15 protein-coding genes and 1 pseudogene are annotated in these 21221 nt (G+C 67.6%); 7 read left to right on the top strand and 9 right to left on the bottom strand.

Going from position 1 to position 21221, the window contains the following annotated elements; translation table 11 throughout:
- Positions 1-32 precede the first annotated feature (32 nt).
- The 3 genes from agaR to ACTHJF_RS13580 form a co-directional block, all read right to left on the bottom strand.
- The gene (gene agaR / locus ACTHJF_RS13590; RefSeq protein ID WP_440267576.1) at positions 33-833 is read right to left on the bottom strand and encodes a transcriptional repressor AgaR; all 801 of its coding nucleotides are present in this window, start codon (positions 831-833) and stop codon (positions 33-35) included.
- A complete protein-coding gene (locus ACTHJF_RS13585; protein ID WP_440267575.1) occupies positions 830-1993 on the bottom strand; it encodes an amidohydrolase family protein in 1164 nt (387 codons plus the stop codon). Before ACTHJF_RS13585 ends, agaR begins: the two co-directional genes overlap by 4 nt.
- Before the next feature lie 86 nt (positions 1994-2079).
- Positions 2080-2988: a class I fructose-bisphosphate aldolase gene (locus ACTHJF_RS13580; protein ID WP_431636378.1), complete on the bottom strand. Its 909-nt coding sequence runs from the start codon at positions 2986-2988 to the stop codon at positions 2080-2082.
- A 64-nt stretch (positions 2989-3052) separates the two neighbouring features.
- On the opposite strand from ACTHJF_RS13580, the gene ACTHJF_RS13575 reads away from it, so the two are divergent.
- The 5 genes from ACTHJF_RS13575 (at position 3053) to ACTHJF_RS13555 (ending at position 11314) form a co-directional block, all read left to right on the top strand.
- Entirely contained in the window at positions 3053-4252 is a 1200-nt protein-coding gene (locus tag ACTHJF_RS13575; RefSeq protein ID WP_440267574.1) for an SIS domain-containing protein, read from the top strand.
- Positions 4249-5175: a carbohydrate kinase family protein gene (locus ACTHJF_RS13570; RefSeq protein WP_440267573.1), complete on the top strand. Its 927-nt coding sequence runs from the start codon at positions 4249-4251 to the stop codon at positions 5173-5175. Before ACTHJF_RS13575 ends, ACTHJF_RS13570 begins: the two co-directional genes overlap by 4 nt.
- Positions 5172-6104, top strand: a complete 933-nt coding sequence (locus ACTHJF_RS13565; protein ID WP_440267572.1) for a 1-phosphofructokinase family hexose kinase — start codon at positions 5172-5174, stop codon at positions 6102-6104. Before ACTHJF_RS13570 ends, ACTHJF_RS13565 begins: the two co-directional genes overlap by 4 nt.
- 115 nt (positions 6105-6219) lie before the next feature.
- A complete protein-coding gene (locus ACTHJF_RS13560; protein ID WP_440267571.1) occupies positions 6220-9207 on the top strand; it encodes a carboxypeptidase regulatory-like domain-containing protein in 2988 nt (995 codons plus the stop codon).
- 112 nt (positions 9208-9319) lie between these two features.
- Positions 9320-11314 carry an enterotoxin gene (locus tag ACTHJF_RS13555; RefSeq protein WP_440267570.1) on the top strand — a complete coding sequence of 665 codons (1995 nt, stop codon included), beginning with the start codon at positions 9320-9322 and terminating at the stop codon, positions 11312-11314.
- A 40-nt stretch (positions 11315-11354) separates the two neighbouring features.
- Here ACTHJF_RS13555 and ACTHJF_RS13550 read toward each other — a convergent pair.
- From ACTHJF_RS13550 to ACTHJF_RS13540, 3 genes and pseudogenes are all read right to left on the bottom strand, one after another.
- Positions 11355-12962: pseudogene (locus ACTHJF_RS13550) on the bottom strand (carboxyl transferase domain-containing protein).
- 108 nt (positions 12963-13070) lie between these two features.
- Positions 13071-14783 (bottom strand): tetratricopeptide repeat-containing diguanylate cyclase, encoded by a 1713-nt coding sequence (locus tag ACTHJF_RS13545; RefSeq protein WP_440267569.1) that lies wholly within the window; start codon positions 14781-14783, stop codon positions 13071-13073.
- A gap of 600 nt (positions 14784-15383) precedes the next feature.
- A complete protein-coding gene (locus ACTHJF_RS13540; protein ID WP_440267568.1) occupies positions 15384-15806 on the bottom strand; it encodes a hypothetical protein in 423 nt (140 codons plus the stop codon).
- Positions 15807-16088: 282 nt separating this feature from the next.
- Here ACTHJF_RS13540 and ACTHJF_RS13535 point away from each other — a divergent pair, with 282 nt between their 5' ends.
- Positions 16089-16523, top strand: coding sequence for a GNAT family N-acetyltransferase (locus ACTHJF_RS13535; protein ID WP_440267567.1), 435 nt, complete (start codon positions 16089-16091; stop codon positions 16521-16523).
- Between the two features lie 92 nt (positions 16524-16615).
- Positions 16616-16900, top strand: coding sequence for a hypothetical protein (locus ACTHJF_RS13530; RefSeq protein ID WP_440267566.1), 285 nt, complete (start codon positions 16616-16618; stop codon positions 16898-16900).
- Here ACTHJF_RS13530 and ACTHJF_RS13525 read toward each other — a convergent pair whose 3' ends face one another.
- From ACTHJF_RS13525 to ACTHJF_RS13515, 3 genes are all read right to left on the bottom strand, one after another.
- The gene (locus ACTHJF_RS13525; RefSeq protein WP_440267565.1) at positions 16901-18961 is read right to left on the bottom strand and encodes an oxidoreductase; all 2061 of its coding nucleotides are present in this window, start codon (positions 18959-18961) and stop codon (positions 16901-16903) included. It abuts the gene before it with no gap.
- Between the two features lie 5 nt (positions 18962-18966).
- Positions 18967-20268, bottom strand: coding sequence for an amino acid permease (locus ACTHJF_RS13520; protein WP_440267564.1), 1302 nt, complete (start codon positions 20266-20268; stop codon positions 18967-18969).
- A gap of 397 nt (positions 20269-20665) precedes the next feature.
- On the bottom strand, positions 20666-21221 hold a 556-nt coding region (locus ACTHJF_RS13515), incomplete at its 5' end, for an amidohydrolase family protein (RefSeq protein ID WP_440267563.1).

The raw sequence follows: 21221 nt of genomic DNA, 5'->3' as shown, positions 1-21221 counted from the left end.
GACCTCGGCGCCAAGCCGTCCACGGCGCTGGCTCAGACCAGCTGCAATTGCACGCCGAGCCCTTCGAGCGCCTCGACGTATTCGGCCGGCGCGCTGGCGTCACTGATCACCATGTCGAGCGCTTTCATCGGCGCGATCACCGACAGGCTGCGCTGGCCGAACTTGCTGGCGTCCAGCACCGCGACGGTCTGTCGCGACACCCGCACCATCAGCGCGTTGAGCGACGCCTCCAGCGGATCGGGCGTGGTGACGCCGATGGCCGGGTCCAGGCCGTCCACGCCAAGAAACAGACGATCGGCGGATAGCCGCGACAGCGCCTGCTCGGCATCGGGGCCGGCCAGCGAATAGGACGTGGGGCGCAGCATGCCGCCGAGCATCATCACCCGCACGCCGCTCAGGCCGCTCAACTCCAGCGCGATGTTGAGCGCATTGGTGATCACCGTCAGTTCGTTCCAGCGACGCTGCCGCAGGGCGCGGGCAATCTCCACCGTGGTGGAGCCCGAATCGATGATGATGGTCTCGCCGTCCTGCACCAGCTTGGCCGCGGCCTCACCGATGCGCCGCTTCTGCGGGTGGTGGCGGGTTTCCTTGATGGTCAGCGGGGTGTCCTGCTGCGAGGGTGCCACCGGCACCGCGCCGCCGTGCGAACGGGTGAGGGCGCCAGCGCGATCGAGCGCTTCCAGATCGGCACGGATGGTCACAGCGGAAATGCCGAAGCGCTGAACCAGCTCCTCCACGGTGACCCGGCCCTGGGCTTCCACCTGCTCGACGATCAGCCGGCGACGTTCTTCCAGCAGCAGTTTCGGGGCGGCGGCCTTGCGGCTCTTGCTCATGCGATTCCCAGCAGACGGGCGGCGTTGTCGTGGTAGACCTTGCGCAGGATCGCATCCGGCAGGCCGAGCCCGTAGATCGACCAGCGCCCCTGCGGCGGCGTCGCCGCGGGCGCATAGTCGAAGTATTCGTCTTCGGTTTCAAGGAATCGATAGTAGATCTCGTACAGCTCGTCACCGAGCAATTGCTGCGGCACGTCCTCGCCCCACGGTGGCGGTACCGCGTCGGTGCCGAACAGGATGCGATCCTGGAAGCGCTCGAAGAAGTGCCGGCTGCGCCGCGGCTGACGGCCGAGCTCGGCGATCCGCGCGCTGATGTCCACCAGCACGTTCGGGAAGCGCTCCAGGCAGGCCTCGATGGTGTCCAGCTCCTCGGCCTGGCTGCCCACATGCATCAGCACGAAGGTGGTGCGCGGATGGCGTGCGATCACCCGGTCGCGCGCGGCGATCAGTTCGGCATGGCTGGGATACTCCGGGCCGTAGAACGACCAGTCCGGGTGGTGCGCCAGCTCTTCGTAGCGCTCGTTGTGGCGGTCGGTGGGCCGGAAGAAGGCGAGCGGGTCGGCCGTGTGGATGAACACCGGCATGTCCAGCGCCGCGCAGGTTTCCCACATCGGATCGAAGCGTGCATCGTCCACGCCGACCAGCGCGCCCTGATCGATGCCCTCGCGCAGGTACAGGCCCAGGGTCTTGAGCAGCTTCAGGCCGCAGGCGCCGGCACGGTGCGCCTGCTCGATGGCCTCCGCCTGCAGGCGCGGGTAGTCCGGCTCGGCGAACAGGCCGAACGAGGGTTCAGTCATGGTGAGGAAGCGGCCGGGCGCGACGCGATCGAAGCGCGCGATGGTCTCCTCCAGACCGCGGCCGGTACCGCCGGTGAGGTTGACCATCGCGCGGATACCTTTGCGCTCCATTAGCGGCAGCAGCGCCGCCGGATCGGTGAAGAAGGTCATCGCCTCGCCCACCGGTACGGTGCCGCGCACGTTGCGCATCCAGCTCAGATGGGTGTGCACGTCGATCACCGGGAACCGCGGACGCTCGATCCGCGTCACCGGAACGCGCAGCATGCTGCGCGGCTGGAATGCGGCCAGCGGCATTGTCAGCTTGTCCGCGTCGGGGGCGGTGGTCAGCAGGTTCTTGCCTTCGCTCCCGTGCGACGCAGTCACACGTGGCGGCGGTGCACAGCAGCCGCAGAAGCGCGGCCGCGCAGGCTGTCCAGTGTCGTCGTCGCTAGCGCCCATCGAGTCCTCGCTCAGCGCGGGTAGCGCTGCATGATCTCATGCACCTGGCGAGTCAGTGCGACGGCCTGGTCGAAGGGGCGCAGCCACATGTTGCGGCCGAACATCACGCCGCTGGCGCCGGACTGCATGTAGAACTCCACCTTGCGCAGCACCGCCGCGTCGTCGTCGTTCTTCTCGCCGCCGGAGAACAGCACCATGGTGCGTCCGGCCGAGCGCACCACGCGGGCGCAGCGGGCGGCGGCATCCTCGCTCAGCTTGTCGTACGGCGCGGGCACGTTGACCACGCTGTCGTTGGGCTCGTGCAGCTTGACGATGTCGGCGCCCAGCTCCAGCGCGACGCGTGCGGCGTAGTCCTGCGCGTAGAGCGTGTTGGTGCCGCCCTTGGCGTTCACCGCGCCGCCGCGCGGGTACGACCACAGCACCAGCGGCATGCCGAAGCGCTCGCAGTCGCGACGCACCTGCTCGAACTGGCGGAACTCGTCGTGCTGGCGCGGCGAGCCCACGTACATGGTGTAGCCCACCGCGTCCGCGCCCAGCCGCACGGCGTCTTCCACCGAGGCGAACAGCGGCGAAGTGGCCTCCGCATCGCTGGGGATGTTGGTCTTGCCGTTGAGCTTGAGGATCAGCGGCACGCGGCCGCAGTACTCGGTCATGTATTTCTCGGCCAGGCCGATGCCCAGCGCGATGGCAGAAAAACCGCCGGCTTCGGCCAAGGCGAACTGATAGCCCGGGTCGACCGCCGGCGGGTGGGGAAAGAAGTCCGTCGGGCCATGCTCCAGGCCCTGGTCCAGCGGCAGCACCAGCAGGCTGCCGTTGCGCGGACCGGAGCCGTACAGCAGGCGCCACAACCGCGTGCGCTTGCCGTGCGAGAGGGGCAGGGAGGCCAGGGCCGGCGCGGTCGCTTGCAAGTTGTCTTTCATTTCGAATACCTTTGGATGAAAGTTTCGTTGTGTTTCGTTTTTCATCATATTTCACGACGCGCCCATGTCTGTCAATTCGAACGTTCTCTCGCCCTCACTGTCTCGCCTGCACGCAGCGGCTGCCGCCGAGCAGTCCGCTCGCGGCTACGCCGACACGCTGCGCGAGATCCTGCAGCAGCCGCAGACCTGGCAGGGCACCGCCGCGCGCCTGGCGACCGATGAAAGCCTGGCCCTGATGCAGGCACTGCTCGCTTCGCGCCCGGCCCACATCGTGTTCACCGGTTCGGGCAGCTCGGTGTACGTCGGTGAGTGCCTCGCCCCGGTGCTGCAGGCGGCCCTGGGCATTCCCTGCCTGGCGATCCCGGCGGGCACGCTGCTGACCTCGCGCCGCGGCGTGCTGCCGCCGGGCCGCGGGCTGCTGGTGTCGATCGCGCGCTCGGGCGACAGTCCGGAGAGCACCGGGGTGGTCGACCAGGTGCTGGCTGCGGAGCCGGGCTACACGCACCTGGCGATCACCTGCAATGCGCAGGGCAAGCTCGCCACGCGCTACCGCGACGAACCGCGTATGCACGTGCAGCTGCTCGACGAGCGCACCAACGACCGCAGCCTGGTAATGACCAGCAGCTTCACCAACCTGCTGCTGGCCGGGACGGCCCTGCGCCATGCCGCCGCCGGAGGCGCCGATGCCCGTCACGCCGATGCGGCTGCCGCAGTGGCGCATGCGGTATTCGCTCGCCACGGCGATGCGCTGGAGGCTGTGGCGAAGCAGCCCTTGTCCGCCTCGGTTTACCTCGGCAGCGGCGCCGCACTGGGCGCGGCGCGCGAGGCCGCACTGAAGATGCTGGAGATGTCCGGCGGCGCCGTGCGCGTGCTCTCGGAAACCTTCCTCGGCTTGCGCCACGGCCCGATGTCCTGGCTGGGCGACGACTGCTCCGTGGTCGCCTTCCTCAGTGGCGAACCCAGCGTGCGCGGCTACGAGTACGACCTGCTGCGCGAACTCACCCGCAAGGGCCTGGGCCGTACCCGGGTGGTGGTCGGCGAGGCCATCCCGGCCGACGTGCTCGGCGAAGGTGGCGTGGCCATCGAGCTGCCGGGCTTCCACGCGCTGGAAGAAGCGCAGCAGTTGATGGTGCATGTGGTGGTCGGCCAGTTGCTGGCGTTCTTCCGCTGCCTGGCGTTGGGCCAGCGGCCGGATGCGCCCTCGCAGGGCGTGCTGACCCGCGTCGTCGAATCGTTCGTCATCCACGCGGAGGGCTCGGCATGAAACCTGTCCTCGTCGCCGGCGAAATCAACGCCGACCTGATCTTCGCCGGCTGCGAGGGCGTGCCCGCGTTTGGCCGCGAGATCCTCGCTACCGATTTCCGGCAGGGGCCGGGCAGCTCGTCGATGATCTGCGCGATGGGCCTGGCGCGGCTTGGCGAGTCCGTGTCGTTCGCCGGCATCGCCGGTCAGGACAGCTGGGGCGACTACTGCGTCGATGCACTTGCGTCGTGCGGCATCGACACCGCAGCGGTACGTCGCGATGCCAGCCTGCGCACCGGCGTGACAGTGGCGCTCTCGGCCGCCCACGATCGCGCGCTGGTGACTTTTCCCGGTGCCATCGCTGCATTGCAGGCCGATGCGATCGACGACGCGCTGCTGGCGCGCCATGGTCATCTGCACGTGGCTTCGTACTACCTGCAGGACGCCCTGCGACCGGGCTTGCCCGATCTGTTCGCGCGCGCCCGGGCGCTGGGCCTCACCGTATCGCTCGACCCGGGTTTCGACCCGTCACGCCGCTGGGACGTCGGCGTCAGCGATCTTCTGCCGCTGGTCGACCTGTTCCTGCCCAATGCGATGGAAGCGTGTGCGATCACCGGCGCGGACACGCCGGTGCGCGCGCTCACCGCGCTGAGCAACGGGCATACGCGCATCGTCATCAAATGCGGCAGCGCCGGCTGCCTCTCGCATGACGACGACGGCCAGCCGGTGACGGTGCCGGCGTTCCCGGTGGAGGCGCTGGACAGCACCGGCGCCGGCGACTCGTTCGACGCCGGCTTCCTGCAAGCCTGGCGCCGTGGCCTGGCGCTGCTCGAATGCCTACGCTGGGGCAGCGTGTGCGGTGCCCTGTCCACGCGAGGCATCGGCGGCACCGCCGCGCAGGCGACGGCTGACGAAGTGCGGCAGCGGCTGGTGCATTTCGCATGATCACGGTCGCCGGCTTCAACACGGCTATCGATCACCTGTTCACGGTCGACACGCTGGAGCCGGGGCAGGTACAGCGCGCGTCGCGGTCGGAACCGTACCCCGGCGGTAAGGGGTTGCACGTGGCGCAGGCCATTGCCGCGCTGGGCGAGCGCGTGCAGTTGGTCGGGCTCACCGATGCGGCCCATCGCAACCTCATCGCAAGGCGCCTGGCCGAGCGTGGCGTGCTGTTCCATGGTGTGGAGATCGAGGCCCCGCTGCGCCGCTGCATGGCCGTGCGCGAGCGCGACGGGCGTGTCACCGAGATCCTCGGTCCCGGTCCTGAATTGACCGAAGCGAGTTGCCAGGAATTGCTCGATACCTGGGCGCGTTGCGCGGGCGAGAGCGAGCTGCTGGTGCTCTCCGGCAGCCTGCCCGGTGGGCTCGATCCGAGCACCTACGCGCGCCTGATCGAGCAGGCGCGGCCGAATGCCGTGCCGTGCCTGGTCGACGCCAGCGGCGACGCGCTGCGCGCGGCGGCAGTCGGGCGTCCCTGGCTGCTCAAGCCCAACCGCGACGAGGCGGCCGACCTGATCGGTGAGCCGATCGACACCGTCGCGGACGCTGCCCGCGTCGCGCGCGAGCTGCATATGCGGGGCGTGGCGCTGCCACTGGTGACGCTGGGCGCGCAAGGGGCGGTGGGATGGGACGGCCAGCACGCCTGGCACGCCGCCGTCACTGTCGCCCACAACGTCAACGCCGTGGGATCAGGTGATTGCCTGCTCGCGGGCTTGGCGGTGGCGCTGCATCGGCGTGCGCTCCTGCCCGAAGCGCTGCGGCTGGGCGTGGCCTGTGGCGCCGCCAACGCGATGAACGAGGAAACCGGATTCCTGCGGCGCGACCAGGTGGACGCGCTGCTCGGGGAGGTGCGCCTGACCCGCCTGGCGGGCTGAGCGAACAGGGCGAGCGACGGGCGCGGGCGGAGGCTGGCGTCGCGGTATCGAAGCGTGTTGCAGGTCCGCTGGAGGGTCGGCCTGCAGGGCATCCAACCACCAACGAGGGTGAGGCATGAACGTATCGCATAGGGGAGGCCGCCGCGGCGGCATGGGTCGGGCTGTGCTGGCGGTGGCGCTGGCATCGGCACTGGGAGCTGGCAGTGCCTGGGCGCAGTCGATCACCGGCGGCCTTTATGGGCGCGAGCCGGCGGGGCAGATCACGGTGGTCGTCGACAATGCGGCCACGGGCTACCACAAGAGCCTGCAGGCCGATGCCGATGGTCGCTACACGCTGGGCGGCCTCAATCCAGGTCGTTACACCGTGACCGTGACCCAGGGCGGCGCCGTCGTCGGCACCCGCACGATCACCGTTACGGCCAACGTGCAGACGCCCGTGCCGGCGCTGAGTCACACGACCGGCGCTTCCGCAGTGAAGGCGGAGAACCTATCGGCGATCCAGGTCAGCGCCACTGCGCGCGGCCAGGATGTGATTCCCATCGACGTGAGCACGCCGGAGCTGTCCAACAGCTACAACATGAGCGTGGTCAACCAGCTGCCCACCGGGCGCGGCCCGGAAAGCATCGCGCTGCTGAGCTCCAAGGTGCGCTACGACAACCAGACCACCGGCCTGGTGCAGATGGGAGGCGCCAGCCCCGCGGAGAACCGCTACTACTACAACGAGTTCGACAGCACCTACGACTACCAGGGCCTGGGCGCGACCTACCTGCCGGCCGAGGCGATCGAGTCGACCCAGGTACTGGACTCCAATGCCGGAGCCACCTGGACCAGCACCACCGGCGGCGTCATCGCGCAGACCGTGCGCCAGGGCACCAATCAGTTCAAGGCTGGCTATTCACTGTATTTCAGCCCGGCCAGCTCGGCCCTCAATCCGACGCAGCCCGACGCGTACACCCGCCAGGGCGCCTACTACCACTACACCTCGAACAACAGCCACAGCGGCAACGTCACCGGGCAGTACCTGTGGGGCTCCGGTGCGCTGGTGAAAGACAAGCTGTTCTTCTTCGCCATGCTGGGCAATGCGCCGAACAACCGGAGCGTCAGCTACTCCCAGACGCTCAAGACCAAGAGCGCTACGCGCGACAAGAATGCGCTGCTCAATCTCACCTGGAACATCAACGCCGACCAGTCGCTCAACGTCGTCGGCAACCGTGACTGGAAGGACAGTTTCAACAACCAGTATCGCCTCACCCGCGCGTACGATCCTTCGTCGGCGGGCAGCTATTACGGCTGGACCTCGTCGCACGTGAAGAACCAGTTCCTGATCGGCAACTACCACTGGCAGATCAACGACACCATGAGCCTGCGGCTGATGGCGGGCTACCTGAGCCAGTCGTCGATCAGCCCCACCTCCAGCAGCGGCACCGGTGTGCCCTACGTCAACGAGGTGGACCCGGTCACGCAGACGCGCACCAACATCGGCCTGACCACCACCAGCAATCAGCTCTATCCGTTCCAGTACTGGCGACGCGGCTTCAAGGGCGATTTCACCTGGCAGCTCGGCGACCACCGCGTCACCGTGGGCGGCGAGCACTACAAGCACTACATCAACAACGTCAGCACTACCACACAGGGCGGTGACTGGACCTACTTCACCCAGCCCGGCAGCGTGCTGCCGAACGGCTCGCCGGCGCCGGCGGACGGCAAGTACGTGGAGCAGTACTACATCAGCACCGGCGGCCCGTTCTACACGGTCAACAAGGCCGAATACATCGACGACTACTGGCAGGCCGCCGATCGCTGGGTGGTCTACGCCGGATTGCGCTACGACACCTTCATCAACAAGAACGTCAACGGGCAGAACTTCTTCCACCTGCCGCTGCTCTCGCCGCGCCTGGGCGTGTCGTGGGACGTCTACGGCGACAGCTCGCTGAAGCTTGGCGCCAACGCGGGCAAGTACACCATTCCGATCCCGTCCAGCGTCAACAACGGCGCCGCCGGTGCGGTGACCCAGTGGCAGCGCTATTACACCTATACCGGTCGCGATCCGAACACCCAGGCGCCCACCGGCCTGAGCCAGATCGGCCCGCAGCTCACGCTGATCAACGGCCTGGCGCCGAGCAAGGAGAACGTGGCCACCTCCAACATCAAGGCGCCTTACCAGTACGAGTTCCAGCTCTACGCGCAGAAGGCGCTGGGTGGCAGCTGGTCGGGCATGGCCGAAGTCGGTTACGCGGTGCTCAAGCGTGCGATCGAGGACACCTGCTACACCCAGGGCATCACCGACTACGCGCAGGCCAACGGTTATCCCAGTTACGAGGACGCCAGCGGCTGTCCGATGATCAACCCGGGCATCGCCCAGGTATTCGTGCGCGACTACAACGGTGACGGCAAGCTCGAGTCGCTGACCCTGCCGGGCGCCGTGTTCGGCCCACCGCCGTCGCGCAAGTACACCCACCTGACGTTGGAGGTGTCGCACGCGCGCAACGCCGAGGAGCCGTACTTCCTCGACCTCAGCTACACCTGGGCGCATCTGTACGGCAACTACGACGGCCTGCTCAACCTCGGCACGCGCACCAACGGCGGCCCCTCCGAGCAGATCTACTGGGATTTCCCCGGCCTGATGGAACACGGCAACGGCAACCTGGCCGGCGACGTGCGGCACAGCCTCAAGCTCAACGGCATCTACTACTTCCCGTCGGGCCTGCGCATCGGCAGCACGCTGGACCTGTCCAGCGGCACGCCGGAGAGCTGTCTGGGAACCTATCCGGACAGCGACAACCCGGCCTCCTGGTACGGCGCGGCCAGCCACTTCTGCAACAACGTGCCCTCGCCACTGGGCAACGCAGGGCGCACGCCCTTCTTCTGGCAGTGGAACCTGGGCCTGGGCTACGACCACCAGATCGGCGAGCACAACCTGCTGAGCGTCGACTTGCAGATCCAGAACGTGACCAACCACCACGGTCGGATCGATGCGGAGCAGCGCTACGACACCGGCAGTTTCGACAACAGCGGCCAGCCGATCCTAAACCCGAGCTACGGCGCAGCCACCTGGCAGGCCACGCGTTCGACCATGCTGGTGCTGCGCTACACCTTCCAGTGAGGTTCCCCCGGCGGCCCGCGCGCGGATCGCCATCCCCGCCGCTCCGTCGCGAGACGGGGCGGACCGTTTCCCCAAGCCGGCGGCCTACGCCGCCGTAACGGAGCCGATACCGATGCACGATCCGATCCGTCCACTGACACGCCTTTCCCGCGCCGCCCTGTTCGCTGCCCTGTGCACCGCGGGCGCCACTGCCAGCGCCACCGATGCTGCGGCGAACCTCGGCAACGCGGCGATCGGTGTGCACTGGCAGGTCGATGACGATCACGTCGATGGCACCGTAGTGACCGATCGCGTCAACGGCCTGGCGATTCCGGTGCAGCAGCCCTTCGTGCTGACCTGGCGTGATGGGCATCGACTCGACACGTCGCAATTACGGTTGCTTGCGCCGCCGCACGAAGTCGCCTTGAAAGCCGACCCACAGGCCTCGCGTGCCGCGGCAAGGCTGCCGGGCAGGGCATTGGACGCCAGCTTCGGCGACGCGGGCGGTCGCGTGCGCGTCGACCTGCGTTGGGTACAGCGCGAGGGGGCGGACTATCTACGCGAGATCGTCACCGTCACCGCGCTCAAGCAGGACGAGGACATCGCCCGCATCGACCTGCTGCAGGCCAAGGCCGAAGAGGCCGAGGTGGTCGGCAGTGTGCCCGGTTCGCCGGTGGTCGCCGGTCGCGATTACTTCGGCTTCGAACATCCGCTGTCGTCCAGCAACGCCTGGGGCAATCGCGTGCAGCTGTGGATCGAGCGCGGCCTGCCGTTGCCGAAGGGCCAGTCGGTGACCTATTCGGCGGTAGCCGGCGTCACCCACGCCAACCAGCTGCGACGCGATTTCCTCGCCTACCTGGAGCGCGAGCGCGCGCATCCGTACCGCACCTTCCTGCACTACAACTCCTGGTACGACATCGGCTATTTCACCCCGTATACCGAAGCCCAGGCCCTGGATCGCATCCACGCATTCGGCGAAGAACTGACGGTCAAGCGCGGTGTGAGGCTTGATTCGTTCCTGTTCGACGACGGCTGGGACGACCGCAGCGGCAGCTGGCACTTCAGCAAGGATTTTCCGCACGGCTTCGTGCCGCTGCGCCAGGCCGCGGCAAAGTACGGCGCCGCCCCCGGCATGTGGCTGTCGCCCTGGGGCGGCTACGGCCCCCCAAAGGAAGAGCGGGTGAAGAACGGCCGCGCTGCCGGCTACGAGATCATCGACAGCGGCCTGGCGCTCTCCGGGCCCAAGTACTACCAGCGCTTCCATGACGTGACGATGGAGCTGCTGCGCAAGGACGGCATCAACCAGTTCAAGTTCGACGGCACCGGCAACGCCGACAAGGTGTTTCCGGGCAGTCGCTTTCCCAGCGACTTCGACGCCGCCATTGCGCTGATCGACGACCTGCGCAAGGCCAAGCCGGACCTGTTCATCAACCTCACCACCGGCACCCTGGCCTCGCCGTTCTGGCTGCGCTACGCCGATTCGATCTGGCGTGACGGCGAAGACGACTGGCATGCCGGCGTCGGTACCGAGCGCGAGCGGTGGATCACCTACCGCGACCGCGAGACCTATCGCAACATCGTCGAGAAGGGTCCGCTGTTCCCGCTCAACTCGCTGATGCTCCACGGCATCATCTACGCCAAGGAAAACCACCGGCTCAATACCGATCCCGGCCACGATTTCGCCAATGAGGTGCACTCGTACTTCGGCAGCGGCACCCAGTTGCAGGAGCTGTACATCACGCCGTCACTGCTCACCCCGGCCAACTGGGACACTCTGGCCGAGGCGGCGAAGTGGTCGCGCGCCAATGCATCGGTGCTCAAGGACTCCCATTGGGTCGGCGGCGACCCCGGGCGGCTGGACGTCTACGGCTGGGCCGCCTGGGCGCCGTCCAAAGCGATCCTCACCCTGCGCAATCCCAGCGACAAGCCACAACTGATGGTGATCGACCTGGCCAGGCAGCTCGAACTGCCGCCTGGCGCCACCGCCCGTTTTCGCGCGCACAGCCCCTGGCGGGCGGACGCGGCGCAGCCCGCGCTGGAGCTGGATGCGGGCAAGCCGCAGACGATGGAGTTGAGGCCGTTCCAGGTGCTGACCTGGGAGCTGCAGCCGCTGACCAGCGGCCACTGAGAATCGTCCGGGCGAGCCGTTTAGGCTCGCCCGGGGCCGATTACATGCGGAACACGCCGTAGCGCTGCGGCTCGATCGGTGCATTCATCGAGGCGGAGATCGCCAGCCCCAGCACGAGTCGGGTGTCGGTCGGGTCGATGATGCCGTCGTCCCACAACCGCGCGCTGGCGTAGTAGGGGTGGCCCTGGCGCTCGTACTGCTCGCGGATCGGCGCCTTGAAGCTTTCTTCCTCGTCCGCACTCCAGCGCTTGCCGGCGGCTTCGATGCCATCACGCTTGACCGTCGCCAGCACGCTGGCCGCCTGCTCGCCGCCCATCACGCTGATGCGCGCGTTCGGCCACATCCACAGGAAGCGCGCGCCGTAGGCGCGGCCGCACATCGCGTAGTTGCCGGCGCCGAAGCTGCCGCCGATCACCACGGTGAACTTCGGCACGTGCGAGCAGGCCACCGCGGTGACCATCTTGGCGCCGTCCTTGGCGATGCCGGCCTGCTCGTACTTCTTGCCGACCATGAAGCCGGTGATGTTCTGCAAAAACACCAGCGGCACGTTGCGCTGGTTGCACAGCTCGATGAAGTGCGCGCCCTTGAGCGCGCTCTCGGCGAACAGGATGCCGTTGTTGGCAACGATGCCCACCGGGTAGCCATGGATGTGCGCAAAGCCGCACACCAGGGTCTTGCCGTAGCGCGCCTTGAACTCGTGGAATTCCGAGCCGTCGACGATGCGCGCGATCACCTCGCGGATGTCGAACGGCCGGCGGGTGTCCTGCGGGATCACGCCGTACAGCTCGTCGGCCGGGTACTTCGGTTCGATCGGCGCACGCAGGGTGAGCGGCATGTTCTTGGTGCGGTTGAGGTGGCCGACGATGTCGCGGGCGATCGCCAGCGCGTGCGCGTCGTTCTCGGCATAGTGGTCGGCCACGCCGGAGATGGACGTATGGACGTCCGCGCCACCCAGCGTCTCGGCGTCCACCACTTCGCCGGTGGCCGCCTTCACCAGCGGCGGGCCGCCAAGGAAGATTGTGCCCTGTTAGCGCACGATGATCGTATCGTCGCTCATCGCTGGCACGTAGGCGCCGCCGGCCGTGCAGCTGCCCATCACTACGGCGATCTGCGGAATGTTGAGCGAGGACATCCGCGCCTGGTTGTAGAAGATCCGGCCGAAGTGCTCCTTGTCCGGGAACACTTCGTCCTGCAGCGGCAGGAACGCGCCGCCGGAATCGACCAGGTAGACGCAGGGCAGGCGGTTTTCCAGCGCCACTTCCTGCGCGCGCAGGTGCTTCTTCACCGTCATCGGGAAGTAGGTGCCGCCCTTCACGGTAGCGTCGTTGGCCACCACCACCACCTCGATGCCGTTCACTCGGCCGATGCCAGTGATCAGGCCGGCCGCCGGCGCGGCGTCGTCGTACATGCCGTGCGCGGCCAGCGCGGAAAGCTCCAGGAACGGTGAGCCGGGATCGAGCAGCGCGCGGATACGCTCGCGCGGCAGCAGCTTGCCGCGCGCGGTGTGCTTGTCGCGCGCCTTCTCGCCGCCGCCCTCGGCCGCTTTCGCCAGCTCCCGGTGCAGCTCGTCGACCGCCGTACGCAGCTGCGCCGCGTTGGCCTGGAATTCGGGCGACCGGGGGTCGATCTGCGAGGCGATCACGCTCATGGACAAGCCTGCCGTGCGAAGGAAAACCGCCATGATACCGGCGGCACGCGGGCGGCCCATTACGCACCGCCGCAATTACCTCGACGCGACATGGACGGCGAGGTTGCCTCAGCTGCCTTCGAGCTCGCTTTCCACGCGGTTGCGTCCACTGCGCTTGGCCCGATACAGCGCCGCGTCGGCGCTTGCCATCAAGGCGGCGAGGTCGTAGCCGCAGTGTGTGGTGCAGGCCAGGCCGAAGCTGGCCGACACGCCGCCCTGGGGGTGGCCTTCGGCCAGGGGCGCGTCGGCCAATGCCAGGCGGATGCGGTCGACGATCTCGCGGCCCTGTTCCAGCGAGCAGTCCGGCAGCAGCAGGCCGAACTCTTCGCCGCCCAGGCGGCCGAACACGTCGATGGAGCGCAGATGCTGCTGACACAGCGCCACCATGCCGACGATCACCGCGTCGCCGGTGGCATGGCCGTAGGTGTCGTTGATCTGCTTGAAATGGTCCAGGTCGACCAGCGCCAGGCACACGCCGCGTGAGGACTCCTCCGCGTAGCGCAGCGCCCGCTCGGCCTCGGCCAGAAAGTGCGGATGATTGAGGATGCCGGTGAGGCCATCGCGCCGCGCCAGTTTCTGAAAGCGCAGCTGCGATCGCTTCGTGCGCACCAGCCAGATCACCACCGAGGCCAGCACGGTAAGCAGCAGCAGCAACTGGAGCCGGCCGGCCTGGATCTGCTGGTGATCCAGCGCCTGCTGCAGCTCCAGCACGCTGTTGTGCTTGCCCAGCTCGGCCAGCTGCAGCTTGTGGATGGACAGCTGCTGCTGCACGGAGTGGTAGGCCAGCGCGATTGCCTGCGTGTCGCTCACCGAGCGCGCCAGCACGTCGCGATAGTGCCGGTAATACTCCAGCGCGTTGCGGTAGTCGCCGGCCTTGTTCGCCACTTCGTACAGCACGCGGTAGACGTATTCGGCGAGACCGTCGAAATTGCCCTTCGGGTCCATGGCCAGCGCCGACCGCGCCCAGCGCCTGGCGTTGGCGGCATCGCCGCTCATCCAGTAGGCGTAGCCGAAGTCGCTGCGAAGCACATACACGTGCACCTGAAATCCCTGCGCATTCACCGTCGGCTCGATACGCCGGAGCAGCTCCAGCGCGGCTTGCGGCTTGCCGGTCTCCGCCAGTCGACGCGCCAGGTCCAGCTCCACCGTATCGGCGAACATGGGCTCGCCCGCGGTGGTGCAGGCGTCGATCGCCTGCCGAAAAATCGGTGCGGTGGCCGGCAGGTCGCCCTTGGCGTTCAATGCCCCGAACAGATACACGTACGGTCGGCACATCGATTGCCCGGGCTCGGCGAACTGCATCATCTGTCGTGCGTAGGTCACCGCCGATTCCGACTGCTGCGCCGAGGCCATCAGCTGCGACAGCTGCGACAACGCCACATAGGCCACCTTGCGCTCGCGGATATGCGGCACCTGGGCGGCCAGACGGTCGGCCCGCTCAAACGCTTCCTCGTAGTGATGGCTGATCGCCAGGATGTTGAGCAGCGTGCCGGCCGCGAGCGCCTGCAGGTCGGTATCGGTGGCGTGGTCGGCCACGTCGCGCAGCAGCGGTTCGGCCTTGGCGTAGTCGCCGGTGAACGAGCCCTCCCAGCCATCCAGGTAGCGCAGGTGCCACTGCTGGTCGGTCGACAACACCGTGCCGGGCTGATGCAGTTGCTGCAGCAGTTGTAGGAAGCGGGCGTGGTCGGCGGTCTTGATGGCGTACGCCTTTTCCAGCAAGGCCGCCGCGTCGCCGGCCGCCGGTGCCGTCGCCCCAGCCGACCCCAAACAAAGCGCTGCCATGGCCGCAAAGCACATGCTCAGGTGCCGAAGGCAGCTGCGAGGTTTCCTGTTGGCTGCGAGCGCCGCCCGGGCGCCTACTTTCATGAGCGGGGCAGCCCGTCGATGTAACCGTGCAGCAACACGGGCCTGGCCCGCGTCGCACAAAAGACGGCGTGTGGCGTGAAGCGCGCAGCCTCCCACCGCGCGCCACCGGCCTTGATCGTGATTCGCATGCCCCATCCCCCCGATGTCACAGCTTGTAAGGCGCATCTTACCCAGCTGGCATAGCGGCGCGGGCATGGCTGGCAGCCACAAGGGTTCGGCTCGTCCGTGTCGCTGCATGCCATGGATCCCGGGGCCCGATTCGGGCGTTGGTGCCCCCGGTACTCGCATGGCCTGCGCGACCACGTCGCCGCAGACGCGCACCGCTTTGTTCAAAAGGTGCTGCCAGCCGCCGCCGGCCCCACCCGCACGAAACACCCCGCCTCTTCTTGTAGGAGCCCGCTCGCGGGCGATGCTCCGGGCTTTGACATAGATCAGGACCAGAAGCATCGCCCGCAAGCGAGCTCCTACAGCAAGCACAACCGCGCAGCGCGCCCGATCAACCCGGCACGCGTCCCATCACGCCGCGCCGCTACGCGCCTCACGCACCAGCAGCCACCACGCCCCCAGCGCCAGCGCGGGATCAAGAATCGCGAACGCGAACATCGTGTGCGGAAACACGCCAGCCAGGGCGGTGGGCACCAGTACCAGCGGCACCAGGATCAATCGGTCCAGCACCGAGGCGGCCACCACCTGCCGGCCACCGGAGCGACCGCCGAAGAAATACAGCCAGCCGATTACCGCCAGCGCCATGCCCAGCACGCGCACCAGCGCCGCCTCGTGTCCCTGAAAGGGCGCATCGCGCAACAGTGTCTGCACCACTCCCGGCCACGCGATTAGCATGCCGCCGCTGGCGAGATAGAGCAGGCCGTTGAGCGAGGTGTATTTCGAGGCGGTGAAGCGGTGGGCGGGTGCTTCCCGCAAAGCGGCGAGCAGGCGCATGGGCGGCTCCGGATGTCCTGGTGGATCATTTGCTCAAAGTCTGTGGTTGCAGAGAAACTGACGGGCATCGCCGCCCGCCACTCTTGAAAGTGGACTCCGCCCCCTGTTCCTGACCTTGGCTGACTCGGTACAGTCCGTCAGGGATGCCGCGCTAGGAGTCCGGCAGGCCCCGATAGTATGAGTTCCGATAGGTGGCGGCGCTGGTGCGCTGATCATCTTCGGGTTTGTCATTTGACGTGCGTCGGCGTCTCTGGCGCCGTCTGACTTCTGCTTTGGACCACGATGACGACCAACATCGCACACGCGGAGTCAGACGATCAGATTGCCGCGACCTTCGAAGTCATGCGCCAACTGCGGCCACACCTGGAGCGAAGCGAGTACGTTTCGCGCGTTCGCGATCTCATGGCAAGCGATGGGCTCAGGATGCTCGTGCTGTCCGATGACGGGGCAGTTGGAGCCGTGGCCACGTACCGCGTCATGAACATGCTTTATTGCGAAAGACTCATCTACATTGACGATCTTGTGTCCGATGAGCGTTCACGGTCTCGCGGCTACGGTTCGCAGCTAATCGCCAGGCTCAAGGAGCTGGGGCGCGAGCTTGGCTGCAGTGAGATCCAGCTGATTTCACGAACCATCCGGGAACAGGCGCATCGGTTCTATTTTCGTGAGGGCTTCGGGATCGAGTGCTTTCACTTCCGCAACAAGCTCGAGACCTGACAATTCTTGCAGGTCGATGCCGCTTCGCGGCGCGGTCCAATTCATGCGGTGGGTCCGTGGCGCTGGCGACGGCAATCTCGCGAAACAGGCGAGTGCTGATCTTCGCAGGGCTGGCGTCTTTTCCCGTGTTTCTGGCCGAGATCTTCGACCTGTCTGGCGTCAAGACGTTTTCCACCGGTCTGCTGTTGGGTGCGCTGGGTCTCCTTCCGCCGCTGGTGCTGTGGTACGCGGTGCTGGGGCTCTGGTACGCGGCGTGGTTCAGGGGGGCGTGCAGGCGCCACCGAGGCTCGTGCGGCTGGTGGTGTTCGGTGGATCGATGGGTTGGCTGGATCGGATTCGCCAAGGCGTATGGGATCGAGCGACCAGTCGCTTGGTGACTACACCCCGGCCATGTGGAAGTGGCGCTTGAACGCCACCTCGCCCGTCACCGGCTCCCCCAGTTCCCGTGCATAGCGGTGCCCCGCATACACCGCATGAGCGATCAGCCCCGGGGCGTCGGAGTCGCCGATGTTGCGCACGCTCTGGATGCTGGCATTGGCCCAGTCGGCTTCGCGTTCGAGTAGCTGTTGGTAGAGCGCGTCATTGGGCAGGCGGGCGGTGACGGTGAGCACGGCGTCGATGGTGAGCATCTGTTGGCGGTCTTCCCAGGCGTGGTCGAGGGTGAGCGTGTCGCCGTCGTAGCTGGCGACGGTGTGGGAGACGATGACCTCGATGCCGAGCTTGGCCAGGCGCTTGCGGATGTGGCGGTAGTCGAGCGTGTTCTGGCTCCACGGGGCGAGGGTGTCTTCCGGGGTCACGTAGACCACCTCGCAGCCGTGGGCGTGCAGTTGTTCGGCAGCGATGCTGGCGTAGTAGAAGCCGTCGTCGTCGAGCACGGCGACGCGGCCGGCGGGAATGCGGCCGTCCATCAGGTCGTCCAGCGTGTAGACCTTCGGGTTGTCGGCGAAGCCGGGGATCGCGGCGCCGTGGCTGCGGCCGTAGCCGTCGCGGCGCCAGTGGCAGCCGGTGGCGAGCACCACGTGTTCGGCACCGAAGTCGAGCACGTCCTGCGCGGTGAGCGCGGAGTCGAGGTAGACCGAGACGTTGGTGAGCTTGTTGATCTGGCCGAGGCGCCAGTCGCGCACGCGCGCCCATTCGGCCAGGCCGGGCAGGCGCGCTTCGCGGGTGACGCGGCCGCCGAGTTCCTTGCGCGCTTCGGCCAGGCTCACCTCGTAGCCGCGCTGGCCCAGCGCGCGCGCCGCTTCCAGTCCGGCGGGGCCGCCGCCGACCACCAGCACGCGGCCGGGCTTGCTTGCCGGGGCGATGCGCTCGGGGTGCCAGTCCTTGCGCCACTCCTCGCCCATGGTGGGGTTCTGCGTGCAGCGGATCGGCGAGATGGTCATGTCGCCGGAGACGCAGATGTTGCAGCCGATGCATTCGCGGATGTCGTCGATGCGGCCCTGTTCAACCTTGGCCGGCAGGAACGGGTCGGCGATGGACGGGCGCGCGGCACCGATCAGGTCGAGCACGCCGCGCTTGATCTGCGACACCATGGTGTCCGGCGAGGTGAAGCGGCCCACGCCCACCACCGGCTTGCTGGTGACCTGTTTGACGAAGGCGACGAACGGCTCCTGCGCGCCCTCGCTGGCGAAGCGCGAAGGCACCGAGTCGTTGTACCAGGCGGCGACGTTCACATCCCACAGGTCGGGCAGCTCGGCGAGCATCGCCACGATGTCCTTGGCCTCGTTCAATTCCACGCCGCCTTGCCCAAGCAGTTCCTCGGTGGCGAAGCGCAGCGCCACGCCGCAGCGGTGGCCGATGGCGTCCCGGGTGTCTTCCAGCACCTCGCGCAGCAGGCGCACGCGGTTCTCCAGCGAGCCGCCGTAGGCGTCGGTGCGCTGGTTGCGGCGGCGCTGCAGGAAGTGCATCGGCAGCGAGAGATCGTGCGCGGCGTAGACGTAGACGATGTCCATGCCGGCACGCATCGCGCGCACTGCCGCCTCGCGGTGCCAGCGGCGGTACTCGGCGATGTCCTTCAGCGACATCGCGCGCGCCTGCGAGGGGTAGCCGTACTTGCTCGGCTGGTGCGAGGGGCCGATCAGCACCTCGCGCGAATACAGGTTCGACGCGGTGGGGCCGTTGTGCGACAGCTCCACCGCGGCCAGCGCGCCGTGCGCGTGCACCTTGTCGCACATCAGGGCGAGGGCGGCGATATCGCGGTCGTCCCACAGCCGCGCCTCGACGTAGGGCGTGAGGTCGCTGCTGGGGTGGATCTCGCATTCCTCGGTGGACACCACTGCCCAGCCGCCCTCGGCCTTCACCTCGCGCATGGCCGCGTGGGCCAGCGGCATGGCGTGGCCCATGCCGTTGCAGTGCGGCACCTGGAAGAAGCGATTCTTCGCGGTGACCGGGCCGATCTGCACCGGGGTGAACAGGATGTCGTAGCGGGGATCGCGCATCGGAGTCAGGCCTTGGCAGGGGCGTTGGCGCGGCGCAGCCGCATGAAGGCGTACAGCGGCAGGCCGGCGGCGATCAGGCCCAGGCCGAGCAGCAACGGTTCGTGGCCGATGCCGATGAAGGCGAACACCACGAACAGCACGCCGAGCACGGCGGCCGGCAGCACCGCGCCGCGCACCGTGCCGCGGCGCCACAGCACGATCAGCGCCAACGAGCAGCACAGGTAGAGCGGCAGGTTGGCGGCGGTGACCACGCGGGTGATGAAGGTGAAGGCCGATACCAGCGACTTGCTGTAGCTCATCCACACCATCACCGAGGCCAGCGCGCCGGTGACCACCAGCGCCACCGCAGGGGCGCCGCGGCGGTTGTCGCGCACGAACACCTTGGGCAGCACGCCGTTGGCGGCCATGGTGCGGGTCAGCTCGCCCACCAGCAGCGTCCAGCCGTTGAGCGCGCCCAGCCCGCTGACCACCACGAACAGCGACAGCCAGCGGCCGAAGCCGGCGCCGCCGAAGCGATCCATCAGCAGCGCGAACGGCGCGCTGGCATTGCCCAGCTCCTGCTGCGGGATCAGCAGCAGCGGCACGGTGGAGACGATGATGTAGATCACCGCGGTAAGCACGGTGCCGACCATGGTGGCGCGCGGGATGGTGCGGCCCGGGTCGTTCACCCGCGCCGCCGGTACGCTGGCCGACTCGATGCCGAGCATGGCGAACAGCGCGATGGTGCCGGCGGCCATGGTGTCCTTCAGGCTGATCGGCGTGGCCGGCAGGTGCGCGCTGTAGCTGGTCGGCGTGTGCAGCAGCACCCAGACGCCGAGCGCGGCGATGGCGATCATCGGCAGCAGCTTGAGCGCGGTGGTGACGATCTGCACGCTGCCGCCGGCGCGCACGCCGAGCAGGTTGATCGCCACGAACAGCCACAGCAGGCCCAGCGCGAACACCGCCGGGTGGATCGCCTGCAGCCCCGGGAACACCACCGTGATGTAGCCCACCGCGCCGGTGGCCAGTGCCGCGTTGGTGAGCCACAGCGACACCCAGTACGCCCACAGCGCCATGTATGCCGGGAGGTCGCCGAGCGTGCGGCGGATGTAGCCGTAGGGGCCGTCAGCGTCGGGCAGGGCGTGCGCCAGATAGGAGAACACCCGCGCCAGCGCGAGGCAGCCGAGCAGGGTGGCGGTCCAGCCGATCAGCGCGTTGAAGCCATACGGCGCGAGCGAGGCGGGCAGCAGGAAGATGCCCATGCCGATCACGTTGCCCACCACCAGCGCGGTGCAGGTCCAGAAGCCGATTTTGTTGCTGTGGGTCATGTATTGGTTCGCCGTTGGACGGAAGGTGGAACGTTCATGTGCTGTCGGGTCTTCCTAGCCGTCATTCCGGCGAAAGCCGGGATCCAGTGACTTGAAGCTTTTGAAGTGCAAAGACGCTGGATGACCGGCATACGCCGTTGAAAGACATCTTCGGCTTGACCAGCCGTTCGGCCGTTGAGAGCCGCCGGGATGACGAGAAAAAAAGCGGCCAGGCGAGATCGTTCGCGGTGGAGAAAAGAGCGCCCTCGGCATGCCTGCATTGAGGCACTTCGACTCCGCCGCTGGGCGGCTACGCTCAGTGCGAACGGGTGAGGAGTTGCGAACGGGCAGCGAACGGCCGAGGGGATGCGAACGGCTGATGAGGGGCTGACGGGAGCTGGCATGGCGGGCTATTGCATCAGTCGTCCAGCGCCACCGGCTGCCCTGCCTTGATCACGCCGCGGATCTGCCGCAGGCAGTCGACGTCGTGCAGCGGGTCGCAGCCCACCGCGACCAGGTCGGCGGCCTTGCCCGGGGCGATCGAGCCGAGCTCTCGCTCCTTGCCGAGCAGGCGCGCGGCGTCGATGGTGGCCGAGCGGATCGCCTGCAGCGGGGTCATGCCCCAGCGCACCATGTAGGCGAACTGGCGCGCGTTCTGGCCGTGCGGGTAGACGCCGGCGTCGGTGCCGAAGGCGAGGTGCACGCCGGCTTTCACCGCCTTGCGGAAGCCTTCGCGTTGGGCCTCGGTAGTCTCCTCGTTCTTGCGCAGGATCTCCGGCGACCAGTGGTCGCGGGTGCCGATTTCCTCGATGTAGTCGCCGTCGTAGATGTCGGCGACCAGCCAGGTGCCGTGCTTCACCAGCAGCGCGATCCCTTCGTCGTCGATCAGCGAACCGTGCTCGATCGAGCGCACGCCGGCGCGGATGGCGCGCTTAATGCCCTCGGCGCCGTGCGCGTGGGCGGCGACGAACTTG

The sequence above is a fragment of the Dyella sp. genome (genome assembly GCF_051962475.1).
Taxonomy (GTDB): Bacteria; Pseudomonadota; Gammaproteobacteria; order Xanthomonadales; family Rhodanobacteraceae; genus Dyella_A.
The sequence above is the reverse complement of the archived record's forward strand: the minus strand, read 5'-3'. Positions and strand labels throughout refer to the sequence as shown.